Here is a 24385-nt window from a genome sequence, read left to right on the forward strand (position 1 = left end):
AGAAATAAGACGTGAGCATATTGCATCACGCGAGGAGTAAAACCGTGCACTATCAGCCGCAAGATAATTTACTGAAAAATCGCATTATTTTAGTAACCGGCGCCAGCGATGGCATCGGCCGCGTCGCCGCGCTCACCTACGCTCGCTTTGGTGCCTCGGTCATTTTACTGGGTCGCAATGAGCAAAAGCTCCGCGCCGTCGCCGGTGAGATCCAGTCTCACGGTTTGCTCCCTGCGCACTGGTTCACGCTCGACCTGGCTACCGCCACGTCAGCAGATTGCCATGCGCTGGCTAACAAGCTTAGCGCGCTGGTTCCCCGCCTCGATGGCGTCCTGCATAATGCCGGTATTCTTGGCGATGTCGTGTCAATGGATAAGCAGGATCCCGACACCTGGCAGGCCGTCATGCAGGTGAACGTCAATGCGACCTTTTTCCTGACCCAGGCTTTGCTTCCTTTATTACTTAAATCCGAATCCGGCTCTCTGGTGTTTACCACCTCGAGCGTGGGTCGCCAGGGCCGCGCTGGCTGGGGCGCTTACGCTGCCTCGAAGTTTGCTACGGAAGGCATGATGCAGGTACTGGCGGAAGAGTATAAGCAGCACAACCTGCGCGTGAACTGCATCAACCCAGGCGGTACCCGTACAGCCATGCGCGCCAGCGCCTTCCCTACGGAAGATCCGGCCAAACTGAAAACGCCGCGGGATTTAATGCCGCTTTATCTCTGGCTGATGGGCGACGACAGTCGCCGTAAGACCGGCATGAGTTTTGATGCCCAGCCTAACCGCAAACCCGGGATTTCAGAATGAGCGAGGACCGTTATCAACAGCGCCAACAGCGCCAGAAAGAAAAGGTTGATGCGCGCATTGCAGAAGCCCAGCAGGAACGCGGGATTTTGATCGTCTTCACCGGCAACGGAAAAGGTAAAACAACCGCCGCATTCGGCACAGCGACCCGCGCCGTTGGCCACGGCCAAAAAGTCGGCGTCATTCAGTTTATCAAGGGCCAGTGGCCGAACGGAGAACGTAATCTGCTTGAGCCACACGGGGTTGAGTTTCAGGTGATGGCGACAGGCTTTACCTGGGAGACGCAGAACCGGGAAACGGACACCGCCGCCTGCCTTACCGTTTGGGAGCACGGCAAACGGATGCTGGCTGACGCCACGCTGGATATGGTGATCCTCGACGAGCTGACCTACATGGTGGCTTACGATTATCTGCCGCTGGAAGACGTCTTAAGCGCGCTGGCTAACCGCCCGGTGAATCAGACAGTGATTGTGACAGGCCGCGGGTGCCACCGCGATATTCTGGAGATAGCCGACACGGTCAGCGAACTCCGCCCGGTTAAGCATGCCTTTGACGCCGGGGTGAAGGCGCAGATGGGTATTGATTACTAATAAAAAACCCCTCGCTTGAGGGGTTAAGATTTAGCTGCCGCTGCCGTTATTACGGCTGCTGCTGGCGCGGCGGTTGCCGCCGGTCACTTGGGTGTGACGCTTCACGGCGCGGCGGATCTGATTCGCCTTCATGCGGCGACGATCTTTCTCCACAGCCACTTTGCTGCTGGTTTCTTCCGGCAATTCCACCAGCGTACGCAGATAGTTTGTCTGCGCCAGGTCAAGTTCGGTGTAGCCCCCGCGCGGCAAGCCTTTCGGCAGTTTAATGTCACCGTAGCGCACGCGAATAAGGCGGCTAACCTGTACGCCAACCGCTTCCCAAAGGCGACGCACCTCGCGGTTACGGCCTTCGGTCAGGGTCACGTTGTACCACTGGTTAATGCCTTCGCCGCCGGTGAACTTGATGGTTTTGAAGGCCGCAGGGCCATCTTCAAGCTGCACGCCGCGTGACAGTTGTCTTACCTTGTCGTCATCCACCTGGCCAAATACGCGCACGGAGTATTCACGCTCCACTTCACGGCTTGGGTGCATCAGGCGATTTGCCAGTTCTCCGTCGGTGGTGAACAGCAGTAAACCACAGGTATTCACATCCAGACGCCCAACGGCAATCCAGCGTGCACCGCGCAGCTTTGGCAAACGGTCAAAAACGGTTGGGCGCCCTTCCGGGTCGCTGCGGGTACACAGCTCACCTTCCGGCTTGTAATAGGCCAACACGCGGCAGATTTGTTCCGCAGATTCGCGGATGGAGATCAAATGACCATCGATGCGGATTTTAAGCGACTGGGTGATTTCAACACGATCGCCCAGCGTGGCAATTTTGCCATCAACGCTTACGCGACCTGCAGAGATAATGGTTTCAATCTCACGACGGGAACCATGGCCAGCGCGAGCCAGCACTTTTTGTAACTTTTCGCTCATTGAGCTTCCTCGGGTGTCGCCTTCACAGGCGTCTCAGATACTTTGAAATCAAAAGGCATGGGCCTGATGAAGTATAAATACGAATTTGAATGGCTGCCCGGAAATACAGGAAAACCGCTGACAGCATCGTGGCCGCACATAGTACACGAATTTTAAGGTAAATGGAGTGAAAACCCGTTTCCCGATTTACTCACCGCTGGCTCTGAGTATCCAGCAGCATAGTTCGCTCGCCGGGAGCACAGTTTCGCGGAGTAGCCGCATGTTTATTTCCTCTGGCGGCCTCACTGCCCCCCAGAAAAACAGGAATGCCACTCTTCAGCCAGCGGTGATACAGCGCCTGTTGATTAGCATCCAGCGCCTTATCGGCCCAAATCATAATGTGGTCAGCGTGAATACGGCTAAGATCCGGGCAGGGAATACCGCGATCCAGTACCTCGACGCAAAAACCGTCGCTGGCAAAACGGATCCCTTCCAGCCACAGTTCAACGGGGTCTTTAAGCGAAAGCGCCAGAATAAACAGACTGCCACCCGGGCGCTTACGCCCGCTGGCCAGGACGAACGTCGCATATTCAATCAGCGCCGTATCAAGCAATGCGCTATTCATCGCCTGCTCCTGCTGTGCATCGGCGTTAAGCCATAGTCTCAGCGGGCGGATAACTTCATCGATAAAAATAGCGGGCGGGACTTCGCGGCCATAGCGCCAGATAAGCCCCCGCAGCTTCGCAGGCTGCATCGCTTCACACTGCGCCAGCAGGGCTTCCTGAACGTCGAGCCATCTGAAAGGCGGAGACATCTCCTCGCCTTTCAGCAGCGCCAGCATATCCGACAAAGCAACCCCTTTTTCAAGCCAGCCGACAATAGCGGCGACCTGCGAACAGTGGGTAAAATCAAAAAAACGGTGCCCGTTCTCATCCACCTGCGGCTTGATCAACCCATAACGCTGCCAGCTGCGAATATTGGCGGGCGTCACGCCGCATTGAGAAGCAAGAACATCAATGTTAAATCGGGCCATAGCGATTTCCTTACAGGAAAGGTTTAACGTCCCCGACGCCCTCGCGCATAACAACCGGCGCGTCTTCCGTCAGATCGATAACCGTGGTGGGCTGCTGCCCCAGATAACCGCCGTGGATAACCAGATCCACCACTTTCTCGAGGCGATCTTTGATCTCCTCGGGATCGGACTCGGTAAACTCGTTGCCCGGCAGCATCAGCGAGGTCGACAGCATAGGCTCGTTCAGCACTTCAAGCAGCGCCAGCGCAATCGGGTTTGAAGGCACGCGCAGCCCGATGGTTTTACGTTTTTCCTGCAGCAGGCGGCGAGGAACTTCTTTGGTGCCCTTCAGAATAAAGGTGTAATTCCCCGGCGTGTTGTTTTTAATCAGCCGGAATGCCACGTTGTCGACAAAGGCGTAAGTCGACAGCTCGGACAGATCCCGACACATCAGGGTAAAGTTGTGGCCGTCAGGGAGCTGACGAATACGACAAATGCGCTCCATAGCGCCCTTATCTTCAATCTTGCAGCCCAGCGCATAGCCGGAATCGGTAGGGTAAACAATGACCCCGCCTTTACGAATAATATCGACGGCCTGGTTAATCAGGCGCGGCTGCGGGTTATCCGGATGGATATAAAAAAACTGACTCATACTGCCCTCTCTTTAGCGATGTGGCTCTGCTCCCAGTGCTGCCATACGGGCTCAACGCCCGCCGGTAGCCACAGCTTACGACCCAGTTCAATCCACGCGCAGGGCAGATGAAAATCAGACCCCTGCGACGCCAGCAGATTAAATTGCTTAGCGTAGCTCGCAAGCTGAGTACGTTCGTTGGGAGCCTGCTGGCACTGCGCAACTTCCATGGCATCGCCACCGTGTTCGGCAAAGTGCGCCAGCAGTCGTTTTAGCCATTTTGCGGTCAGGCCGTAGCGCCCTGGATGCGCCAGCACCGCCTGCCCGCCAGAATGATGAATCACATCAATAGCTTGTTCTATTGTACACCACTGGGGCGGAACGTATCCGGTTTTCCCCTTCGCCAGATACTTCTTGAAGACATCTCCCATATTGCTGGCCTTGCCCTGCTCGACCAGAAAACGAGCGAAATGCCCGCGGGTAATTGCCCCATTGCCTGCGTGGCGCATCGCCCCTTCTAACGCGCCGGGAATACGTGCTTTATCCAGCCGCTCAGCAATCATTACCGCGCGCTGGCTGCGGCGTTCACTTTGCTGTTCAAGAAAAAGCTTCAGCGCCGGGTGATGCTCATCAATGCCCAGGCCAACGATATGAATTTCGTGATTTTCCCAGACGGTGGAGATTTCAACGCCGCTAATTAACTGTAGCGGTAAATTTAGGCGCTGGATTTCAGCCCTCGCAGCAGGCAGGCCCGCCACGGTGTCATGATCGGTAATAGCCAGTACAGTGACGCGCATATCAACCGCGCGATTAACCAAAGCTTCAGGAGACAACAGGCCATCCGAGGCGGTAGTGTGGCTGTGTAAATCGTGGATCGTGGCCAGGGTGGGCTCGCTCAAAATGGCTCCAGAATGGATAAACAGAAATTTAGCGGCCCATGATAACGATAATCGGCTATTTTAAAAAATCAGTATTGACAATATAGCCGCGAACCAGTTTACTAGTACGCAAGTTCACATAACGAGGTATCTGAAATGAAAGCGATGAATTCCCTGCACGGTTGGTGGCGTACTCCCTGAACTCGGGCGGTGCGATCGCGTACGCTGTTTAACAGCACAGATACCAGGCCCGCCAACGATGCGGGCTTTTTTTTGAACAAAATTTGAGAACTAAAATGCAAACACAAAAACCGGAACTTGAACTCCTGAGCAGCGAAGCTGCCTACCGTGAAAACCCAACGGCCCTTTTCCACCAGCTGTGCGGTGCGCGCCCTGCGACGCTGCTGCTGGAATCCGCAGACATCGATAGTAAAGACGACTTAAAAAGCCTTCTGCTGGTGGATAGCGCCATGCGCATTACGGCCTTAGGTGACACTGTCACCTTACAGGCATTGTCTGCTAACGGCGCTTCCCTGCTGCCGCTGCTGGATGCCGCGTTGCCAGCCGGCGTCGAAAACGAACATTTCCCGGATGGCCGCACCCTGCGTTTCCCAACGGTCAGCACGTTATTAGATGAAGACGCGCGCCTGTGCTCGCTGTCGGTCTTTGATGCATTCCGCATTATGCAGGAACTGGTCAGCGTACCAGCGGAAGAGCGTCATGCGATGTTCTTCGGCGGTCTGTTTGCCTACGACCTGGTGGCCGGCTTCGAAGACCTGCCGCAGCTGAAACAGGACAACCGTTGCCCGGACTACTGCTTCTACCTGGCTGAAACCTTATTGACCATCGATCACCAGAAAAAGCAAACCCGCATTCAGGCCAGTCTGTTTACGCCGTCAGACAGCGAAAAACAGCGCCTGCTGAAACGCACCGAACAGCTGCGCCAGCAAATCAGCGAAGAGCCTGCTGCTCTGCCTGTACAGAAAGTTGAGCACATGAGCTGCGATGTCAATCAGACCGACGAAGAGTTCGGGGCGGTAGTTCGCCAGATGCAAAAAGCCATTCGCATCGGTGAAATTTTCCAGGTTGTGCCGTCCCGCCGCTTCTCGCTGCCGTGCCCGTCACCGCTGGCGGCATACCAGACGCTGAAGAAGAGCAACCCAAGCCCGTACATGTTCTTTATGCAGGACAACGATTTCACGCTGTTTGGCGCTTCCCCGGAAAGCTCACTCAAATACGATGCGACGAATCGCCAGATTGAAATTTACCCGATTGCCGGCACCCGCCCTCGTGGCCGCCGCGCCGACGGTTCGCTGGATCGCGACCTGGACAGCCGCATCGAGCTGGAAATGCGTACCGACCATAAAGAGCTTTCTGAGCACTTAATGCTGGTTGACCTGGCACGCAACGATCTCGCCCGCATCTGTACGCCGGGCAGCCGCTACGTGGCTGATTTAACCAAAGTTGACCGTTACTCCTTTGTGATGCACCTGGTGTCTCGCGTTGTTGGCGAATTGCGCCACGACCTGGACGTGCTGCACGCCTACCGCGCCTGTATGAACATGGGCACCCTGAGCGGAGCACCGAAAGTCCGTGCGATGCAGCTGATTGCCGGGGCCGAAGGCGTCCGTCGCGGCAGCTACGGCGGCGCGGTGGGTTATTTCACCGCCCACGGCGACCTCGATACCTGCATCGTCATCCGCTCAGCCTACGTTGAAGACGGTATTGCCACCGTGCAGGCTGGCGCTGGCGTTGTACTTGATTCAGACCCGCAGTCCGAAGCCGACGAAACCAGAAACAAAGCCCGCGCTGTTTTGCGCGCCATTGCTACCGCGCATCACGCCCAGGAGATTTTCTAATGGCTGACATTCTGCTGCTCGATAATATCGACTCATTCACCTATAACCTGGCAGACCAGCTGCGCGCGAACGGCCATAACGTGGTGATTTACCGTAACCACGTCCCGGCGCAAACCCTGATCGAACGTCTGGCCACCATGGATAACCCGGTGCTCATGCTGTCCCCAGGGCCTGGTGCCCCAAGCGAAGCGGGCTGTATGCCAGAATTGCTGACGCGTATGCGCGGTAAACTGCCAATTATCGGTATTTGTCTCGGCCACCAGGCCATTGTCGAAGCCTACGGCGGCTACGTCGGCCAGGCAGGCGAAATCCTGCACGGCAAAGCTTCCTCAATTTCCCATGACGGCGAAGCGATGTTTGCCGGGCTGCCTAACCCGCTGCCGGTAGCGCGCTATCACTCCCTTGTGGGCAGCAACATCCCTGCCGGCCTGACAATTAATGCGCATTTCGACGGCATGGTGATGGCGGTTCGCCACGAGGCTGACAGGGTTGTGGGCTTCCAGTTCCACCCGGAATCCATCCTCACCAGCCACGGCGCACGCCTGCTGGAACAAACCCTCGACTGGGCGCTGCAGAAGCTGAAGCAGGCCAATACGCTGCAGCCGATCCTCGACAAGCTTTATCAGGCGCAAACCCTGAGCCGCGAAGAGAGCCACCAGCTGTTTTCCGCCATCGTTCGCGGTGAGCTGAAACCAGAGCAGCTTGCCGCCGCGCTGGTTAGCATGAAGGTACGTGGCGAACACCCGAACGAAATCGCCGGGGCCGCATCCGCCCTGCTTGAGCACGCCGCACCGTTCCCGAGCCCGAGCTACGAGTTTGCAGACATCGTCGGCACCGGCGGTGACGGCAGCAACAGCATTAATATCTCCACCGCCAGCGCCTTTGTCGCCGCTGCGGTCGGGCTAAAGGTCGCCAAACACGGCAACCGCAGCGTTTCCAGTCGTTCGGGGTCCTCCGATCTGCTGGCAGCGTTTGGCATCAGCCTGGAAATGAACGCGGACGCTTCCCGTAAAGCGCTGGACGAGCTGGGCGTTTGCTTCCTGTTTGCGCCTAAGTACCACACCGGATTCCGCCACGCGATGCCGGTTCGCCAGCAGTTGAAAACGCGTACCTTGTTCAACGTTTTGGGGCCGCTGATTAACCCGGCGCATCCGCCGCTGGCGCTGATCGGCGTCTACAGCCCGGAACTGGTGCTGCCGATTGCTGAAACCCTGCGCGTCCTCGGCTATAAGCGTGCGGCTGTGGTTCACAGCGGCGGCATGGATGAAGTATCGCTCCATGCACCAACGCTGGTCGCTGAATTAAATAACGGCGAAATCAAAAGCTATCAGCTGACCGCCGCCGATTTCGATCTTCCGGCCTATCACCAGGAAGCGCTGGCGGGCGGTACGCCGGAAGAAAACCGTGACATTCTGACTCGCCTGCTACAAGGTAAAGGCGAGACCGCGCACGAGTCTGCCGTCGCGGCTAACGTAGCGATGTTGATGAGATTGCACGGCCATGAAGACTTGAAGGCTAACGTCAAAAAAGTGCTGGATGTATTGCACAGCGGAGCCGCATATGACCGCGTTACCGCGCTCGCAGGGAGAGGATAAGGGAATGCAGGAGACTGTTTTAAACCGCATCGTGGCTGACAAAGCGCTGTGGGTCGAAGCCCGCAAGCAGCAGCAGCCGCTGGCGAGCTTCCAGAATGAGATTGTGCCAGCCACGCGGAACTTCTATCACGCGCTGCAGGGTGCCCGCACCGTCTTTATTCTTGAGTGCAAAAAGGCATCTCCCTCTAAAGGGGTGATCCGCGATGACTTCGACCCGGCGCTTATCGCCGGTGTGTATAAGCATTATGCCTCTGCCGTGTCGGTGCTGACCGACGAGAAATACTTCCAGGGCAGCTTCGATTTTCTGCCGATCGTCAGCGGAATTGTCAGCCAGCCGGTGCTGTGCAAAGACTTTATTATCGACGCCTACCAGATCCATCTGGCGCGTTTTTACCAGGCGGATGCCTGCCTGCTGATGCTCTCGGTGCTGGACGATGAACAGTATCGCCAGCTGGCCGCCGTGGCCCACAGTCTGAACATGGGCGTGCTGACTGAAGTCAGCAACGAAGAAGAACTGGAGCGTGCCATCGCGCTCGGTGCCAAAGTGGTTGGCATCAACAACCGCGACCTGCGCGATCTGTCCATTGACCTGGACCGCACCCGCCAGTTGGCTCCACGTCTGACTCATGGCGTAACGGTGATCAGCGAATCAGGCATCAATAATTACGCCCAGGTTCGTGAGCTAAGCCACTTCGCCAACGGGTTCTTGATTGGCTCTGCGCTGATGAGTGAGGATGACCTGAACGCTGCGGTACGCCGCGTGCTGCTGGGTGAAAACAAAGTTTGCGGCCTGACCCGAGGGGAAGATGCTCGTGCAGCTCAGGAAGCCGGGGCTATTTACGGGGGCCTGATCTTCGTCCCGACTTCACCGCGTTTCGTCAGCGATGAGAAAGCCGCCGCAGTCATTGCCTCCGCGCCGCTTCGCTACGTGGGCGTATTCAGAAATACGCCGGTAACAGAAGTTGTGCAGAAAGTAGAGACATTCTCACTGAGCGCAGTTCAGCTTCACGGCGCTGAGACCCAGGCATACATTAATGAGCTGCGTGCGCTGCTGCCGGAGAAAACACAAATCTGGAAAGCGTTAAGCGTGGCCGACTCGCTTCCAGAGCGGAATCTGCAGCACGTCGACAAATACGTGTTCGATAACGGCCAGGGCGGCACCGGGCAAAGCTTTGACTGGCGACTGTTAGCCGGACAAAAGCTGGACAACGTGATTCTGGCGGGCGGCCTCGGAGCGGATAACTGCGTGGAAGCGGCTAAAGCCGGCTGCGCGGGACTGGATTTCAACTCTGGCGTAGAAAGCGCGCCAGGAATAAAAGATGCTAACAAGCTGGCTGCGGTCTTCCGGACCCTGCGGGCTTACTAAGGAAGAGATACCATGACTTTACTGAACCCTTATTTTGGTGAATTTGGCGGTATGTACGTGCCGCAGATCCTGATGCCTGCTTTGCGCCAGCTCGAAGAAGCTTTCGTGGCGGCACAAAGCGACGCTGAGTTCCAGGCGGAATTTACCGACCTGCTGAAGAACTACGCGGGCCGTCCAACGGCGCTGACCAAATGCAAAAACCTCACCGCAGGCACCAACACCACGCTGTACCTCAAACGTGAAGACCTGCTTCACGGCGGTGCACACAAAACTAACCAGGTGCTGGGCCAGGCGCTGCTTGCCAAGCGCATGGGCAAAACCGAAATCATCGCCGAAACCGGCGCGGGTCAGCACGGCGTAGCGTCTGCTCTCGCCAGCGCCCTGCTCGGCCTTAAATGCCGCATTTATATGGGTGCCAAAGACGTCGAGCGCCAGTCGCCAAACGTCTTCCGTATGCGCCTGATGGGGGCCGAAGTCATTCCGGTGCACAGCGGCTCATCCACCCTGAAAGATGCCTGTAACGAGGCGCTGCGCGACTGGTCTGCAAGCTATGAAACCGCGCACTACATGCTCGGCACCGCTGCGGGTCCGCACCCGTTCCCGACCATCGTGCGTGAATTCCAGCGCATGATCGGCGAAGAAACCAAAGCGCAGATCCTGGAAAAAGAAGGTCGCCTGCCTGACGCGGTGATCGCCTGCGTGGGCGGTGGCTCCAACGCCATCGGCATGTTTGCCGACTTTATCGACGAAACCAGCGTGGGCCTGATTGGCGTTGAGCCAGCCGGGCACGGGATCGAAACCGGTGAGCACGGCGCGCCGCTGAAACATGGCCGCGTGGGGATCTACTTCGGCATGAAGTCGCCGATGATGCAAACCGACGAAGGGCAGATTGAAGAGTCTTACTCTATTTCTGCCGGGCTGGACTTCCCGTCCGTGGGGCCACAACACGCGTACCTGAACAGCACCGGCCGCGCTGATTATGTCTCCATTACTGACGACGAAGCGCTGGATGCCTTTAAAGCACTGTGCCGCAGCGAAGGGATTATTCCCGCGCTGGAGTCCTCCCACGCCCTCGCCCATGCCTTAAAAATGATGCGCGAGAACCCTGAAAAAGAGCAGCTGTTGGTAGTGAACCTCTCTGGCCGCGGCGACAAAGACATCTTCACCGTCCACGATATTCTGAAAGCACGAGGGGAAATGTAATGGAACGTTATCATCATCTGTTTGAACAGCTGCAGGCCCGCAAGGAAGGCGCATTCGTTCCCTTCGTGACGCTGGGCGACCCGAACCCTGAGCTTTCGCTGAAAATTATTGATGCACTGGTTGAAGGCGGCGCGGATGCGCTCGAGCTGGGCATTCCGTTCTCCGATCCGCTGGCGGACGGGCCAACCATCCAGGGCGCAGCGCTGCGGGCTTTTGCTTCTGACGTAACGCCAACCCAGTGCTTTGAAATGCTGGCGACGATCCGCCAAAAGTACCCGGAGATCCCGATCGGCCTGCTGATGTATGCCAACCTGGTCTTTAACCGCGGCATCGACGAGTTTTATGCGCTGTGTGCCAAAGTGGGCGTGGACTCCGTGCTGGTTGCAGACGTGCCGGTGGAAGAGTCCGCTGAATTCCGCCACGCCGCAATGCGCCACAACGTCGCGCCTATTTTCATCTGCCCGCCGAACGCCGACGAAACGCTGCTGCGTGAAATTTCGGCTCATGGCAGGGGTTACACCTACCTGCTTTCTCGTGCAGGCGTTACCGGCACCGAAACGCGCGCTCAGCTTCCGCTACATCATTTAATTGAGAAACTGGGCGAATATCAGGCCGCACCGCCTCTGCAAGGCTTCGGAATCTCCGAACCTTCTCAGGTACGCGATGCCATTGCCGCCGGTGCAGCAGGCGCGATTTCAGGCTCTGCGGTGGTGAAAATCATCGAAAAGAATCTGGCGCAGCCTGAAGTGATGCTCAGCGAACTAAAACAGTTCGTGCAGAACATGAAAGCCGCCACGCGCGGTTAATCAAAATGTAAGGGTACTCCAGAAGTATCCGAAAATATCAGGCATAGCGGTTTTGAAAGAGTATTGATTATTCTTTCTTTCAACACGATAGCCGCTGTGCCTGCGCTTTCCTTCAGACACATTCCTTCGTTCCTGCCCTCTTTTAGCGCCAGGCAGCAAAAATCGCATGCATTGCGCCTTTACTCTTTGTATTTTATCGCCGCTGGGAAATGAGAGTCGCAGGAAGACGACCCTAAAGCGGTCAAACCCCTTCTGTCGGGTTTGCACTCACACCAAAAAATTTGGAGCGGAAAGCACGTTCTAACGCTGGTTGCCATCAGCGATAAGAATAAAAACATTTTGCTATGCATACACAGGATCACACACCGTGTCTGACACCACTCTTTTCAAACACATTTCCAGAGTCACAACCTGTTTTGCTTTCGTATTACTCTCTTTAACGCTCGGTTTGCCGCAGGCATTTGCCCAGACGCTCCCCCGCATCGTCATTCCCATTCATGCCAAACTGATGGCTAACGATGGCCTGCGTTATAGCGTGACGCTGACCATTGGTGGCAAACCCGTTGAAACGATGCTCGATACCGGTTCGGTCGGCCTTCGCGTGATGCCGGGCGTGCTTAACGCCGACAATGTAGAGCGGCTCAACAAACCTGAACACGTGCAATATGCCAGCGGCGTGCAGCTTGATGGCGAACTTGTCAGAACGCAAGTTGGACTCGGCGGCATCACGATGTCGACCGTTGTTCAACAGGTTGAATCCGCCACCTGCAATGTTATTCGCCCGCATTGCATTGCCTCCAAAGCGCCGATTGAGCAATTTCGTATGGGCGGCGATCCCGTGAGCGCTGGCTACAAAGCTATTCTGGGGATCGGCATGACCCGCAACAATGCACCTAATCCCCTGTTAGCAATGGGTGAGCGATGGATAGTGATTCTCCCTCGCCCGCACGACAGCGAGCCCGGTAAGCTGATTATTAATCCGCTGAATGCCGAAATCAGTGGGTTTAGAAAAATCGCATTATCGGCGCAGCCGCCAAAAAACGGGGATACACATCAGTACTGGAAAGATAGCGAGATTGACGGTTGCCTGGAACGACTTGATACCGGAGAAAAAGTCTGCGGGAAAAACATCATAGATAGCGGCTCCGAGGGCTTTATTTACTTCAGCGCCGATCCACAGGCGCAGGACAAATGGCCAGACGGTACTCCGGTTCACTACACGCTTACGCTGGCAGATGGCAAACAATTTGGGCAACGCTTCAAGGTCGCTAGCGATGGCGGACGCTATATCCATCACATCGTTAATCTGACCAAACACAGCCTGAACACCATTAACGGCGGGATTATCACCTATTTTGATAACTATGTTTTATACGATCAAACTGCCGGTACGATTGGATTAAAGGCACGGCATTGATATCGGGGTGATAGCCATTAATCACTTACGGGAGAGATAAACCTGACCGAGATGGCCAACTGACGGCCAGCTCGGTCACAGCCTTTAGAAGCGGTAACCCGCGGAGAACATAAACACCCACGGATCGATGCGCGTCTTGATGCTCTGCTGCTCTTCCCCGGCTTTAAATTTCACCGTGGTGTCGATGTCCATATACCAGACGGACATGTTCAGCAGCCAGTTTTCGTTCACCAGATAATCCAGCCCGACCTGACCCGCCGCACCCCAGGAATCTTTCACTTTAAGATCGCTCAGGCCCGCGCTTTTGCCGGTGTCATTGAAACTTGCGTCAAAGAAGGTGGTGTAGTTCACCCCGACGCCCACGTAAGGCCGTACTTTGCTGCCTGCATCGCCAAAGTACCACTGCGCCATCAGCGTGGGTGGCAGCTGGTGCACGGTGGCCAGGTCACCGGTTGGCCCAAGCCCTACCTTATGACGGAACGGCGTTGCCGCCAGCAGCTCAATCCCGATGTTATCGGTGACCATATAGTCGAAGGTCAGCCCCAGTTGGGTATTGTTATCAACTTTAAAGCTGCCCATGTTGAGCACGTCATCCGAACCCGCGGTGGGTCGCACCGTCGCGGTACCCGCGCGCATAAAGAATTCCCCCGCCTGATGCGCCGACGCCGCACCGGACAAACATCCCATCGCCAGTAATGCCAGTGTGAGTTTTTTCATAGCCCTTCCCTTGTTATGGTTTTTAACAGCGGGCTGAATATACTTAGAAAGAAGTACAAAGTGATCTAACACCGATCACACTTTATCCACTAATTTAACATTCAATGATCTGGATTAATTTTTGGTTGCGCAGTGAAAAACAACAAACCGAAACCAGATCAACTTTGTGAATAATCACATCCTGAAAATTCTTCCCCCTCCACCTCTTGCAAAACGTCCTGCCCTGGCTAATTTGGATATTCCTCTCAACCGTTGGAACGTGAAATCAGAAGTTGCAGGTGCAAGATGAGCGATAACCCTTGTATGACTTGTGGTGCCTGTTGTGCTTACTTTCGTGTCTCTTTCTACTGGGCTGAAGCCGACGATGCTGGCGGCCTGGTCCCTTCACACTTAACCGAACCTGTTACCCCTTTCCTGCGCTGCATGAGCGGCACCAACCAGCGCAATAGCCGCTGCGTTGCGCTGGAGGGCGAGCCGGGTCAGCGGGTCAGTTGTAGCATCTATGATAATCGCCCTTCGCCCTGCCGCGAGTTTGCGATGTCCGGGGAAAACGGTATCACCCACGATGCCTGCAACCGGGCAAGAGCCCGCTACGGCCTGGTACCGCTGTACGGAACTGACGCTATTCAACCGCTTATAGAAAGTCTTTGTGGTGCCACGGCAGCCTCATCCAGGGTACAATTGCCCCCAGATTGATAACCGTTAGCAACATCAAGGAGAGTGCATGTCTATCACGGCAGGTTCCGTATACCGTGACACGGGGAATTTTTTGCGTAATCAGTTTGTTACCATATTGCTGATTGCGTTACTTTGCGCCTTAATTTCGGTGATTATTGGCCGTGCGTTCTCGCCCAGCGAAGAACAAATGGCGATTCTGAGTGAGGGAGATAACCTGGCGGGCAGCGTCGGGCTGTTTGATTTAGTGCAGAATATGTCGCTGGAACAGCAGCAAGTGTTACTGAAAGCGTCTGCGGCCTCCACGTTTTCGGGCCTGATTGGCAACGCTATTCTGGCGGCCAGCATGATGGTACTGATGCAGATCGTCTCAGCGGGTCAGCGCGTTAGTGCCCTGCGCGCGATTGGTGCCTCCGCGCCCGTGCTGCCAAAAATGTTTATTCTGATCTTCCTGACCACGCTGCTGGTGCAAATCGGCATCATGCTTGTGGTTGTGCCTGGCGTGCTGCTGGCAATCCTGTTGTCGCTTGCCCCGGTGATGCTGGTGCAGGATAAAATCGGGATTTTCCGCTCTATGCGCAGCAGCCTGCGCCTGGTGTGGGCAAACATGCGCCTTGTCGCCCCTGCGGTTGTTGCCTGGCTGGCAGCTAAAACGGCGTTACTGCTGCTGGCATCCAGCTTTGCTGCGCTGTCGCCTGAAGCCGGGGCCGTGATTGCGAATACCATAAGCAACCTGATTTCTGCCGTGCTGCTTATCTACTTATTCCGCCTGTACATGTTGATACGTCAATAACCTTCCCCGACTCCTGACCGCGCGTTATAGTCAGGAGTCACCTCTTTACGGAACAGATTATGAAGCAGTTTCTCGACTTCCTGCCCCTGATTGTCTTTTTTGCCTTCTACAAGATGTACGACATTTTTGTCGGCACCTGGGCGCTGATCATCGCCACCGCCCTCGCGCTGGTTTACAGCTGGGTGAAATACCGCAAGCTGGAAAAAACCACGCTGGTGACCTTTGTGATGGTTGCCGTGTTTGGCGGCCTGACAATTTACTTCCACAATGCCGAATTCATTAAGTGGAAAGTCACGCTGATTTACGGCCTGTTCGCCGCTGCCCTGCTGGTGATGCAGTTCGGTATGAACAAGCTGCTGATTCAGAGCATGCTGGGTAAAGAAATCACCTTGCCAACTGAGGTGTGGACACGCCTGAATATCGCCTGGGCGCTGTTCTTTATCGCCTGTGGTTTATTGAATATTTACGTGGCGTTCTGGCTCCCGGAAAGCATCTGGATTAACTTTAAAGTCTTCGGGCTGACCGCTATCACGCTGGTCTTTACCCTGCTGAGCGGCGTCTACATCTACCGTCATATGCCAAAGGAAGAGCAGTAATGCCGAACGAATTACCGCAAGGTGAATTAGTGCTGCGCACCCTGGCGATGCCAGCGGACACCAACGCCAACGGCGATATTTTTGGCGGCTGGCTGATGTCGCAGATGGACATGGGCGGCGCCATTCAGGCCAAAGAAATCGCGCATGGCCGCGTGGTAACCGTGCGCGTGGACGGCATGACGTTCCTGAAGCCAGTGGCAGTAGGCGATGTGGTGTGCTGCTACGCCCGCTGCGTTAAGCGCGGGACAACGTCCATCACCATCAATGTGGAGGTCTGGGTGAAAAAGGTTTCTTCCGAGCCAATCGGCCAGCGCTACAAAGCCACCGAGGCGATATTTATCTATGTCGCTGTGGATAAAGAAGGCAAGCCTCGCGCGATACCTCAGATTGATTAGTGATGAAGAGAAGCCCGGCAATGCCGGGTTTTTTTATTCCCTAAGCCTTTAGACTGCAGTTAACCGGCAAGATTTAGTTATAAATAATTATTACAACCCAGGCAATATAGGTAAATCTCGATAGCCAGAGAAGCACATCCGCAAAAGAAAAATCAACCTTAGTCAGGAATACCTTGATGAAAAAAAATGGATTTTTATCATCAATAACTCCCCGATATAAATACTTCCCGTATACACCGAAAAGCAAAATTGACAGACTCCCGGACACATTCGCTAGCAGTGTCGTGATACTTGCACCTTCCCGCAACTGAGCAAAAGCTTCAGCTGCATATGCCAGCACAAGAAAGGTCAATGCCAGTCCTGATAAAATATTACGTCTGAAAAAGATGAAATTAAAAAAAAGAAAAGAATCGCGTCCAACCCTTGGACCACCGAGCGCCTTATAAACAAAAATGAAAAAACACCCTGCGAAAATAATTAGGAAAAATAACATCATCACAGACAGCACGTTAAATAAAATATCATTTGAAATCATAGTGATAGACTTCCTTAGCTGTATCGCTATTCATTTCAATTTTTCCACTCTGATGTGAGGTTGTGGATGTTTTCAATCCAACATCAGTAACTACACTAGAAAACATAGTGATGTTAGTATACTAATTTAGCGTATCATCCCGATCAACCATCCCAGATACCCAATCCGACTTAGCCATAAAAATGGGCTGGTGAATCCAGATCTTCTGATATTAGTTAATTCCCTCATCGGTGCCAGGCCATCATGCTTGATAACAACATGCTTTGCACTATAGCGACAATGCATTATCAGAAAGAAAATTCCGGCGATCCCCAAGCCAAAATAACTTTCGGGACTCCCCCAAAAATGGGATTTCAATTTTAAATAAAAGATTCCCCACAGGCTTAGTAAAAAAATCAAGAAAGAACAGGCAGCAATGTTCATCTCGCTTTTTCTTCCGAGTCCAAAAAAAAGTGAATCAAAAAAATGCATTGTTGTTATGGGATACTGAAGATTTCTCTCCGTTATCTTACCAAACCGATAGAATATGACTGTTCCAACAGCAAACGCAATCAGAGCAATAGCTAACAGCAACAGCATCATTTAGTTAGTCCTTTATAGGCCACGACATTATTTCGGTACTACCGGAACTATTAAGCTCAGGCTGATTATTGTGGTTTTCACTTTGTCGGAAACTTGTGCCAATTCCACCGCCAAATATCAAAGAATCACCAATATCGTCTTTACCAATATCCCCCTCAACAGAAATAATTCCATCCGATACGGAACCTGCATAATCATAGGTAGGGCTGAAATCTTTAATCGGGTAAGGCCCAAAAGTCAAACCTACAGATGCATCAGCTCGCCAGCTGAAGGCCTTTGTCACCCTGCATTGATCGCGAATTTATCTTCGGAAAGAACACTTTCAAGATACCCTCCTGCGCCAACCCCTGCCACCACTTGTCCTTTCATACCATCTTTAATTTTTGCTACATCTCCGAATGGTGGGTTGAGATGTGATTTTTCTATTGCTTTGGTTATTTTGTCACTGGCGACGCCTTTATCTCCCAGACTGAAAGCCAACGATGCAGGAAGGTAGCCTCGCTACGATACCTCAGATAGATTAATGCTTAAGAGAAGCCCGGCAATACCAGGTTTTATTATCGTTCAACTTTAATCAGTGAATCATAACAACCAAACTCAGGGAAACGATCATAATTTCCTGATACATCAGTCTTCGTCTGGCTTTCCTCTAAAAGATGGGGATTAAACTGCTCTTCCCGTACTACGGTATTTCCATCCTCATTAAAAATGTAAGTGGTCCCACGCGATACATTCAATATACCAGCACCTTCGCCTTCATTTTCAGCGAACTCTCTATAAACCGCCGTTGATAAAAAAATATCAATATTATTCAATACATTGAAACTATACAAAAGATACTCTCTGAGCTCTTTATCCAGAAAACTCACACTGACCCATCCAGCATTCTGCGTTACATTAATAAAACATAATGGATTCGTATCAGAACCAATCAGCACAGTGTAAGGCTCACCTACCTTATGTTTTTTGAGGGCTTTCTTTTCATCCCATAACTCAATTGGTTTTTTCTTTGCTCTAAACCATGACTTACAGTAAAAAACATCCTTATCCATTTATATGCCTCCCCGTTGGCATTACGGGTCATTACATTAGCTTTTTTAGCTGAACCAAGTACTGATTGAGGTATAGGTTGAGCTCAAGAAGGAATCTCCAGAATATTAGTCCCCTTCAACTGACTCCAGGTAGTCCCCAGTAAGCTACACAGGAAGAACAGTAACTGACTGGCAGACAAATTAAAATATCGGCACCGCGACAGATATTTTTAATGATCAATAGAAATCCGGATTTATATGACCATCTGCTTTCAGGATTTCAAGAGATCGGTTATAGGCGGTTTCGTCGCATTCCCGAAGGTCATCTAATAAATTCTCTTCAATTAATGCATTATGATAAAAATCCGAATGATAGTAAATAACACATTCAGGGATTCAATCTTGCTGATGAAGTCCCTTTCTTTGCCTACAGCACTATTTATCATAGCCAAGCTACAAATCCAATCCGTTGTTAAAGAGCATTCAAACCAAATTTATACGTCATACCCAGCATTTTTGAACACAGCACGCACATGTTTAGTAAGACTCTGAAGATCATCATAAGCTATCGGGCTAAAATCTGGAGAATACTCACTAACATACTCGTTTACTGCACGTGTACCTGCCTCCATTTTCTTACCAAGTTCTTCAATATATTTAGGCAAGATACATCTATTAACCCCTGGGCCATATTCTTTTTTTTGGCTAATCATAGACCACTGCACTTCTCCTTTATAAGATTTAATGGCCTTTTCTAACAACACAACAATTTCCGGATTCTCTTCTTTAAACCGAAAACTGGTGTAAGGGGGATACTTAGAACGATCAACTTTTTCAAAATGGTCATTTACCCATTCATCCTGAATCCGACTCTGATAACGACGCCACTCGAGAACACCTAAAGATTCGATAAAATTTAATAATACGGTTTCTTTCTTACCTATATGAGACATTATTATAATCCCTGAAATTTGTCGGAGAGCATAACATTTCCTTGATTTAAATATTTTACATGCTTTTCCCCGCTCCCTAAGGATCGGTTTTAATTTGAGTCTTTAAGATAATAATAAAAATCAATAATACTTTTTAAGTCGGTTTTCCATTCAGATACTTCCATACCCTCTTCACTATGAGTCTCTCGCCTACCAATGAAATCATTAATGGGTCCTGGGGTAAATTCTGAACGCTCATCTAAAAACAACATTTTTTTAATATAAACATCCTCGTCATAAAAATACATCACCCATATAAAAATAAAATTTGTTAAGCTAGGCTCATACATTGAAACAGCCAAAGCGGAGTGATCTTTTTTTCAATCCCTTGCTTAAGAGAACTCATCCAGCTTATTTTATAATCCTCAATTGACCAATAAGACATAGGAATATGAAGTGATTCAGTAAAATAACCAATTACTATTGAGCAAGGAAGAACCAACTCATTATTCTCTACTATCAATTCACCACTATGGAAAATACCAAACATTATTTAACCTTTAATCTTCTAAATTGCCATCATAAGTCCCTAAATGACTCTCTGTTCGGTCGAACATCTTCCACACACCAGTAAAATTATGACTATCAATATCTGGTGTAGCATAAGCTTTTCATTAAAGATGTCGGTTAAGAGAGTAACTAACTGGCATGTAGACTAAAATCACAACAACAAAGTTACGTGATTGGTTTTATTATGGACCAACCCAAATTAGTTTAGATTTCGAATCATTAGGCACTATACTAAATAACTCCTTTATATACATAATATTTTGATTGTAGTTTGGCGATATATCTTCATTACATTTTTCAAAGTAAGCTTTTGCTTGGTGATTCAAAAACCATATGTCGTGATCTGTAAAGTTCTTATCCAGAATGGTAACCGTCAAATTATGAACAAACTCAGCTTCCAGATAGCAAGACAAATTCAGAATTTTTTCTTTCCTTTCCAATTGTAGTAGGTTTCGTATGTAAGGCAGCGCAAGCTCTAGCATTTTTACGTATAATTCATTTTTATACATGCAACTATCCCCATTATTAATATGTATAAAATGTAGCATTTTTGACCGACATAAAATAAGCTCTAGCCGGATAATTTTTAGTCTGAGACATGAGTTATTTTATATAAATTTTTCTACACACGAAACTAAATAAAATCTTCAGAAATGCAAGGTTTCTGATGAATGCTCTCTCTTTGCCCTACAGCACTATTTATCAACGTCAAGTTACAAATCCGTTGTTAAAGAGCACTCAAACCAAATTTATACGTCATACCCGGCATTTTTGAACACTGCACGCACATGCATGGCCAATCCAACAAGATCTTCATAAGCGATTGGACCGAAATCTGGTTCATATTTTTCCATATACTTATCAGCTGTAAGTTGAAATTCAGACCATGCAAAATCTCTTTTTTTATTAACATATTCTGGCAATATACATCTATTTACACCTTCGCCAAATTCTTTTTTTTGACTTATTAATGTCCATTTCAATATTCCACAATATGAATTAACTGCCTTTTCCAGAAGAGCAATTATCTGGTCATTTTCATTTGAAAATCTAAAACTTGTCGCTGGAGGTCGAGATGAGCGATCCTCGCTAAATTCAGGAGTGCTTTTAAATTTAAAAGAGGGGTATCTGGATGGAATCCTTCTCCATTCGATATCCCCAAGCTTGCTGATAACATCATAAAGTTCTTTGCCGTTTGATGTATTCATTACTTCAATCCATTATATTTATGCCATTATAATTAATTGACTTCATGTGTTTTCTCCAATCCCCTTTCGGAATGGGTTTCAACGACAAACCAGGAGCATAAACATATTTTCCTCATACTTCTGTGATTATTTTATCTATCCTTCTTCAGTTCCACCGCTCAGAAGATTATTCTCAACCTCAACCCGGGCAGCATTTGCACCGCTGGCGGCTGAGAACGTACTGCCACCCACGCTACCGCCTGCCACTGCGCCTATGGCGGTAGCAAGGTTGCTGATGAAGTCCCTCTCTTTGCCCTCCAGCGCTTCGGCTTTTTTACCGTAAAACGCCATTGCCAGGCTGTCGCCCATCACGCCGAACTCATACCTCCGGCAGCCGCGGCTAGCGGGCCACACACCTTAAGTTGCTGCCCGGAAAATATTATTTATCAGCGTCAATATTTATCTATATCGCCGTGGATAAAGAAGGCAAGCCTCGCGCGATACCTCAAATAGGTTAATGCTTAAGAGAAACCCGGTCATGCAGTTTTTTATTAACGAATACTTAAAGAATGCATCAAACCAGTCGGTTCTAGTTATCAATTATTATTAAAGTCCAGGCAATATAGATAAATCGCAACAGCCAGAGAAGCACATCCGCAAAAGAAGAATTAATCTTGTCGGAAACTAACCACGGCTATCTTTTACCAATCAGGAGCATCAAATATCACCTAACAATGCAACACTGACTTTAAATATTTTTAAACACAAAAAATATTTATCGCATGATATTCCTCAAAGTAAATTCTTTACCAATAGCAACAACCTCTGAGTCACTTTCATCAAATCGACCTAAGAGAAAAAATATAACCCCATCGTTGTGCAATATATTCTCAATCCATTTTTCCATCCGCCCCCTGACAGAAACATGAGTATCAATCAAGTCTGGTGACAAATTAGAAAAGAAAAGCTTTTCATCAACATTTATTAACTTCTGAATGTCACTGGCAATGCAACTATCGGCACAACAAACCCCTGTTAACACCAAGTCTTTATTTCCTTTATCAATAAAGGATTTCTTACCCCAAAAGACATCCGTTTTTACTCCTGAAGACTCTATCAACCCCCATGTTTTTTTATAATTTACTATCGCGGTATTGGGCTGTTCTGGTGATAACTGAACCATTAAGTGTATATTATCGCTGTCATTATCAGTCAAGGTAGAAAAAATTTTTTTTAATAACTCACCTCCATACTCTCTGCGAGAGTATCCATGCCATTCCCAACTAACAGCTGAAATCCCATCTACTGCAGGAAGTAAACCATCAAAATTACAAATATCATTTTTGTCATTTATATTCTTAGCATAACGCTTAACATAGTTAGTATTTATAGTGATTATCTTTTTCATCATTAAAATGCGGACCTCGATTCTGGCTTGGATCATCTGCAAAGAAATGTCCACCAGCATCATCTCGAATAAATACTTTCTGAGTTCCACCACCTCCCAAGATGTAACCCTGCGTGGGACCTGGGGATTTTGAGGTAAAAAAACAGGCTATTATAAAATAGCCTGCCAGAAGAATTTTTTGGGGAGGAGTACTAAGAGATAGCGCTATCTGGACATCTGAAAGGTGAAGGGTCGCTATTTTTAACAATGACTCCTCGCCTCCTCATTGTGTTTTGATTACCGGAGGTCGGATAAAGGCTGAATTTTAATGTGCAAACCCCGGTCGTCGCCGGAATCTTCTTAAGAGTTCCATTTGACATTAAAATCAGCTAACTGATTATCAAGATAATCTTTTTTTTCAAACCAATAATCAAAAGATTGAGCGTCTTTATTACGTAAAATCAGATAATACCCCCCTGTATCACCATGAGTATCATCAACAATTTGGATTTCCCATCCGGAGTACTCACCGTTAATAACTATGCCATTGTTCAAAATCATTTTGCTTACTTAATCCTCATAAGGAACATGATTGTTGGAGATGTATTTACCAGTTTCAGGATTTTTTACACCAAAATGAACATGCGGAACACCAGGAGCATGAGCACCGCCAATTGAACCTGAGTCTATCCTAAATTCCTTTGTTCCATCGGCACCATGATAAACACCTGACCCTGACTTACCGATCTCTTTATATCCGGCTCCCAAGAACTTTAATCCAGCGGCTAATGCTTCATCTGAAGTAAGGGTTGTCGAACTAGTGAAATTTTTCTTACCTGACAAAGTTTCGTTAATAATGCTGTCGATCTTACTGTTAGAATTTTCTGACAGATACACAACATCTTCTTGGTGAATGGATCTGCGCCTGGGTTAACTAAAATGCTCCCGCCCGTATTCGGCTTTCCATCCGTATTCCCGGTATGGCTGCTGCCGTTTCGATCGCGCTGATCCGGTGTGGTCAGCGTCGTGCCTTTGTTTTGCTCCGGGATGGGGTTCGTCAGCGTACTGTCAACCAGCGGCCGGTCAAGCGCCGGCAACGGAAGCAGAGTGGCTTTCTGTCCCTCGACCATTTCCTTATACGCCGCCTACTGCTCCGGGGTCAGCCGCTCGATGGCATCGGCTTTACCCGTCATGGCCGCTGCCAGTAACATTGTGCGGTCTGCATCTGAGAGATTGTCCATCGCCGTTATCGCCACGCCGATGCCCAGCAACGCCCCCAGCCCTTTCTCCACAACCATATTACGGCATGAGGCGATCTTAGAGCATGCAGTGACGCCAAGACGCACGACGGCTGCCAGATTATTATTCTCAACCTCAACCCGGGCAGCATTTGCACCGCTGGCGGCTGAGAACGTATCGCCACCCACGCTACCGCCTGCCACTGCGCCTATAGCGGTAGCAAGGTTGCTGATGAAGTCCCTCTCTTTGCCCTCAAGCTCTTCGGCTTTTTTGCCGTAAAACGCCATTGCCAGGCTGTCGCCCATCACGCCGAACTCATACCTCCGGCAGCCGCGGCTAGCGGGCCACACACCTTAAGTTGCTGCCCGGAAAATATTATTTATCAGCGTCAATATTTATCTATATCGCCGTGGATAAAGAAGGCAAGCCTCGCGCGATACCTCAGACAGATTAATTCAGCTGCCCGGTAACGCCGGGCAGTTTATTTCCCTCCACCTGACCACCTCATTTCTCCCCGATTTCCCGAAGAAGATAATCAATAAAAAGGCGCGTTTTAGCTGCTGATGGGCTCGCCTTCATCAGCATCATAACGACTAAACACCTGGGCTATTTTTTAGTGTTAAATTTATCTATCAAATTGAAAACTATTGTAGCCGATGTAATCGCTATCCCTGCGATGCATCCAAAAA

General features: G+C 50.4%; 32 protein-coding genes, 1 pseudogene and 1 other annotated feature. Of the genes and pseudogenes, 12 read left to right on the forward strand and 21 right to left on the reverse strand.

Features of this window, described 5'->3' with window-relative positions:
- The first annotated feature begins 44 nt into the window (after positions 1-44).
- Together LH23_RS17825 and cobO are read left to right on the forward strand one after the other, a co-directional pair.
- Complete coding sequence (locus LH23_RS17825; RefSeq protein ID WP_039294082.1) at positions 45-806, forward strand: YciK family oxidoreductase; 762 nt, start codon at positions 45-47, stop codon at positions 804-806.
- Entirely contained in the window at positions 803-1393 is a 591-nt protein-coding gene (gene cobO, locus LH23_RS17830) for a cob(I)yrinic acid a,c-diamide adenosyltransferase (RefSeq protein ID WP_039294086.1), read from the forward strand. Before LH23_RS17825 ends, cobO begins: the two co-directional genes overlap by 4 nt.
- A 30-nt stretch (positions 1394-1423) precedes the next feature.
- On the opposite strand, the gene rluB is transcribed toward cobO, so the two are convergent.
- The 4 genes from rluB to rnm form a co-directional block, all read right to left on the reverse strand.
- On the reverse strand, positions 1424-2311 hold the full coding sequence (rluB, locus tag LH23_RS17835) for a 23S rRNA pseudouridine(2605) synthase RluB (RefSeq protein ID WP_008461308.1): 888 nt from the start codon (positions 2309-2311) through the stop codon (positions 1424-1426).
- Between the two features lie 190 nt (positions 2312-2501).
- Positions 2502-3323 carry a MerR family transcriptional regulator gene (locus LH23_RS17840; RefSeq protein WP_039294088.1) on the reverse strand — a complete coding sequence of 274 codons (822 nt, stop codon included), beginning with the start codon at positions 3321-3323 and terminating at the stop codon, positions 2502-2504.
- A gap of 10 nt (positions 3324-3333) precedes the next feature.
- Positions 3334-3954 carry an L-threonylcarbamoyladenylate synthase gene (locus LH23_RS17845; RefSeq protein WP_039294091.1) on the reverse strand — a complete coding sequence of 207 codons (621 nt, stop codon included), beginning with the start codon at positions 3952-3954 and terminating at the stop codon, positions 3334-3336.
- Positions 3951-4850, reverse strand: coding sequence for an RNase RNM (gene rnm, locus LH23_RS17850; RefSeq protein WP_197062524.1), 900 nt, complete (start codon positions 4848-4850; stop codon positions 3951-3953). Before rnm ends, LH23_RS17845 begins: the two co-directional genes overlap by 4 nt.
- A 138-nt stretch (positions 4851-4988) precedes the next feature.
- Positions 4989-5086: a sequence feature (Trp leader region), on the forward strand.
- A 21-nt stretch (positions 5087-5107) separates the two neighbouring features.
- On the opposite strand from rnm, the gene LH23_RS17855 reads away from it, so the two are divergent.
- The 6 genes from LH23_RS17855 to LH23_RS17880 all read left to right on the forward strand — a co-directional run bounded on the left by LH23_RS17855 (position 5108) and on the right by LH23_RS17880 (position 13057).
- Positions 5108-6670: an anthranilate synthase component 1 gene (locus tag LH23_RS17855; protein ID WP_039294095.1), complete on the forward strand. Its 1563-nt coding sequence runs from the start codon at positions 5108-5110 to the stop codon at positions 6668-6670.
- Positions 6670-8265, forward strand: a complete 1596-nt coding sequence (gene trpD / locus LH23_RS17860) for a bifunctional anthranilate synthase glutamate amidotransferase component TrpG/anthranilate phosphoribosyltransferase TrpD (RefSeq protein ID WP_039294098.1) — start codon at positions 6670-6672, stop codon at positions 8263-8265. The genes LH23_RS17855 and trpD overlap by 1 nt, the downstream gene beginning before the upstream one ends.
- A gap of 4 nt (positions 8266-8269) precedes the next feature.
- The gene (gene trpCF / locus LH23_RS17865) at positions 8270-9631 is read left to right on the forward strand and encodes a bifunctional indole-3-glycerol-phosphate synthase TrpC/phosphoribosylanthranilate isomerase TrpF (protein ID WP_039294101.1); all 1362 of its coding nucleotides are present in this window, start codon (positions 8270-8272) and stop codon (positions 9629-9631) included.
- A gap of 12 nt (positions 9632-9643) precedes the next feature.
- On the forward strand, positions 9644-10834 hold the full coding sequence (gene trpB / locus LH23_RS17870) for a tryptophan synthase subunit beta (protein ID WP_008454293.1): 1191 nt from the start codon (positions 9644-9646) through the stop codon (positions 10832-10834).
- Positions 10834-11640, forward strand: a complete 807-nt coding sequence (trpA, locus tag LH23_RS17875) for a tryptophan synthase subunit alpha (RefSeq protein WP_039294104.1) — start codon at positions 10834-10836, stop codon at positions 11638-11640. Before trpB ends, trpA begins: the two co-directional genes overlap by 1 nt.
- A gap of 367 nt (positions 11641-12007) precedes the next feature.
- Positions 12008-13057 (forward strand): hypothetical protein, encoded by a 1050-nt coding sequence (locus LH23_RS17880; protein WP_039294105.1) that lies wholly within the window; start codon positions 12008-12010, stop codon positions 13055-13057.
- Positions 13058-13141: 84 nt separating this feature from the next.
- Here the strand turns inward: LH23_RS17880 and ompW are convergent, their stop codons facing one another.
- Positions 13142-13774 (reverse strand): outer membrane protein OmpW, encoded by a 633-nt coding sequence (gene ompW / locus LH23_RS17885; protein WP_039294107.1) that lies wholly within the window; start codon positions 13772-13774, stop codon positions 13142-13144.
- Positions 13775-14059: 285 nt separating this feature from the next.
- Between ompW and LH23_RS23600 the strand changes: the two genes are divergently transcribed.
- The 4 genes from LH23_RS23600 to yciA are packed head-to-tail and all read left to right on the forward strand — an operon-like array spanning position 14060 to position 16233.
- Positions 14060-14470 (forward strand): YkgJ family cysteine cluster protein, encoded by a 411-nt coding sequence (locus LH23_RS23600; protein WP_071842744.1) that lies wholly within the window; start codon positions 14060-14062, stop codon positions 14468-14470.
- Positions 14471-14498: 28 nt separating this feature from the next.
- Positions 14499-15242, forward strand: coding sequence for a YciC family protein (locus LH23_RS17890; protein ID WP_039294109.1), 744 nt, complete (start codon positions 14499-14501; stop codon positions 15240-15242).
- Between the two features lie 59 nt (positions 15243-15301).
- Positions 15302-15838, forward strand: a complete 537-nt coding sequence (locus LH23_RS17895; RefSeq protein ID WP_039294111.1) for a septation protein A — start codon at positions 15302-15304, stop codon at positions 15836-15838.
- Positions 15838-16233, forward strand: coding sequence for an acyl-CoA thioester hydrolase YciA (gene yciA / locus LH23_RS17900; RefSeq protein WP_039294112.1), 396 nt, complete (start codon positions 15838-15840; stop codon positions 16231-16233). Before LH23_RS17895 ends, yciA begins: the two co-directional genes overlap by 1 nt.
- A gap of 73 nt (positions 16234-16306) precedes the next feature.
- Here yciA and LH23_RS17905 read toward each other — a convergent pair whose 3' ends face one another.
- The 16 genes and pseudogenes from LH23_RS17905 to LH23_RS24190 all read right to left on the reverse strand — a co-directional run bounded on the left by LH23_RS17905 (position 16307) and on the right by LH23_RS24190 (position 24046).
- Complete coding sequence (locus LH23_RS17905) at positions 16307-16768, reverse strand: hypothetical protein (protein WP_039294113.1); 462 nt, start codon at positions 16766-16768, stop codon at positions 16307-16309.
- Positions 16755-16874 (reverse strand): polymorphic toxin type 25 domain-containing protein, encoded by a 120-nt coding sequence (locus LH23_RS24450; protein ID WP_156108057.1) that lies wholly within the window; start codon positions 16872-16874, stop codon positions 16755-16757. Before LH23_RS24450 ends, LH23_RS17905 begins: the two co-directional genes overlap by 14 nt.
- 20 nt (positions 16875-16894) lie before the next feature.
- Positions 16895-17350, reverse strand: coding sequence for a hypothetical protein (locus tag LH23_RS17910; protein ID WP_039294115.1), 456 nt, complete (start codon positions 17348-17350; stop codon positions 16895-16897).
- 4 nt (positions 17351-17354) lie between these two features.
- Positions 17355-17830 (reverse strand): annotated as a pseudogene (locus LH23_RS23605) (polymorphic toxin type 25 domain-containing protein).
- A gap of 77 nt (positions 17831-17907) precedes the next feature.
- Positions 17908-18402, reverse strand: coding sequence for a hypothetical protein (locus LH23_RS17915; RefSeq protein ID WP_039294116.1), 495 nt, complete (start codon positions 18400-18402; stop codon positions 17908-17910).
- A gap of 473 nt (positions 18403-18875) precedes the next feature.
- Positions 18876-19334, reverse strand: a complete 459-nt coding sequence (locus LH23_RS17920) for a hypothetical protein (protein ID WP_039294118.1) — start codon at positions 19332-19334, stop codon at positions 18876-18878.
- 89 nt (positions 19335-19423) lie between these two features.
- A complete protein-coding gene (locus LH23_RS24400) occupies positions 19424-19675 on the reverse strand; it encodes a hypothetical protein (RefSeq protein ID WP_331280461.1) in 252 nt (83 codons plus the stop codon).
- Positions 19645-19863, reverse strand: coding sequence for a hypothetical protein (locus tag LH23_RS24405; protein WP_331280462.1), 219 nt, complete (start codon positions 19861-19863; stop codon positions 19645-19647). The genes LH23_RS24400 and LH23_RS24405 overlap by 31 nt, the downstream gene beginning before the upstream one ends.
- Positions 19864-20065: 202 nt before the next feature.
- The gene (locus tag LH23_RS17930) at positions 20066-20392 is read right to left on the reverse strand and encodes a hypothetical protein (RefSeq protein WP_039294120.1); all 327 of its coding nucleotides are present in this window, start codon (positions 20390-20392) and stop codon (positions 20066-20068) included.
- A 240-nt stretch (positions 20393-20632) separates the two neighbouring features.
- Positions 20633-21091, reverse strand: coding sequence for a hypothetical protein (locus tag LH23_RS17935; protein ID WP_039294121.1), 459 nt, complete (start codon positions 21089-21091; stop codon positions 20633-20635).
- 135 nt (positions 21092-21226) lie between these two features.
- A complete protein-coding gene (locus LH23_RS17940) occupies positions 21227-21484 on the reverse strand; it encodes a VENN motif pre-toxin domain-containing protein (RefSeq protein WP_156108058.1) in 258 nt (85 codons plus the stop codon).
- 361 nt (positions 21485-21845) lie between these two features.
- Complete coding sequence (locus tag LH23_RS17945) at positions 21846-22481, reverse strand: hypothetical protein (RefSeq protein ID WP_071842745.1); 636 nt, start codon at positions 22479-22481, stop codon at positions 21846-21848.
- Positions 22450-22725: an HNH/endonuclease VII fold putative polymorphic toxin gene (locus tag LH23_RS24320; protein ID WP_071842746.1), complete on the reverse strand. Its 276-nt coding sequence runs from the start codon at positions 22723-22725 to the stop codon at positions 22450-22452. Before LH23_RS24320 ends, LH23_RS17945 begins: the two co-directional genes overlap by 32 nt.
- 92 nt (positions 22726-22817) lie before the next feature.
- The gene (locus LH23_RS17950; protein WP_039294127.1) at positions 22818-23018 is read right to left on the reverse strand and encodes a hypothetical protein; all 201 of its coding nucleotides are present in this window, start codon (positions 23016-23018) and stop codon (positions 22818-22820) included.
- Between the two features lie 9 nt (positions 23019-23027).
- Positions 23028-23354 (reverse strand): hypothetical protein, encoded by a 327-nt coding sequence (locus LH23_RS24185; protein ID WP_197062494.1) that lies wholly within the window; start codon positions 23352-23354, stop codon positions 23028-23030.
- A 248-nt stretch (positions 23355-23602) separates the two neighbouring features.
- Positions 23603-24046 carry a VENN motif pre-toxin domain-containing protein gene (locus tag LH23_RS24190; protein WP_197062495.1) on the reverse strand — a complete coding sequence of 148 codons (444 nt, stop codon included), beginning with the start codon at positions 24044-24046 and terminating at the stop codon, positions 23603-23605.
- Between the last annotated feature and the right edge of the window lie 339 nt (positions 24047-24385).

It is taken from the genome of Cedecea neteri (assembly GCF_000758305.1).
Lineage (GTDB): Bacteria > Pseudomonadota > Gammaproteobacteria > Enterobacterales > Enterobacteriaceae > Cedecea > Cedecea neteri_C.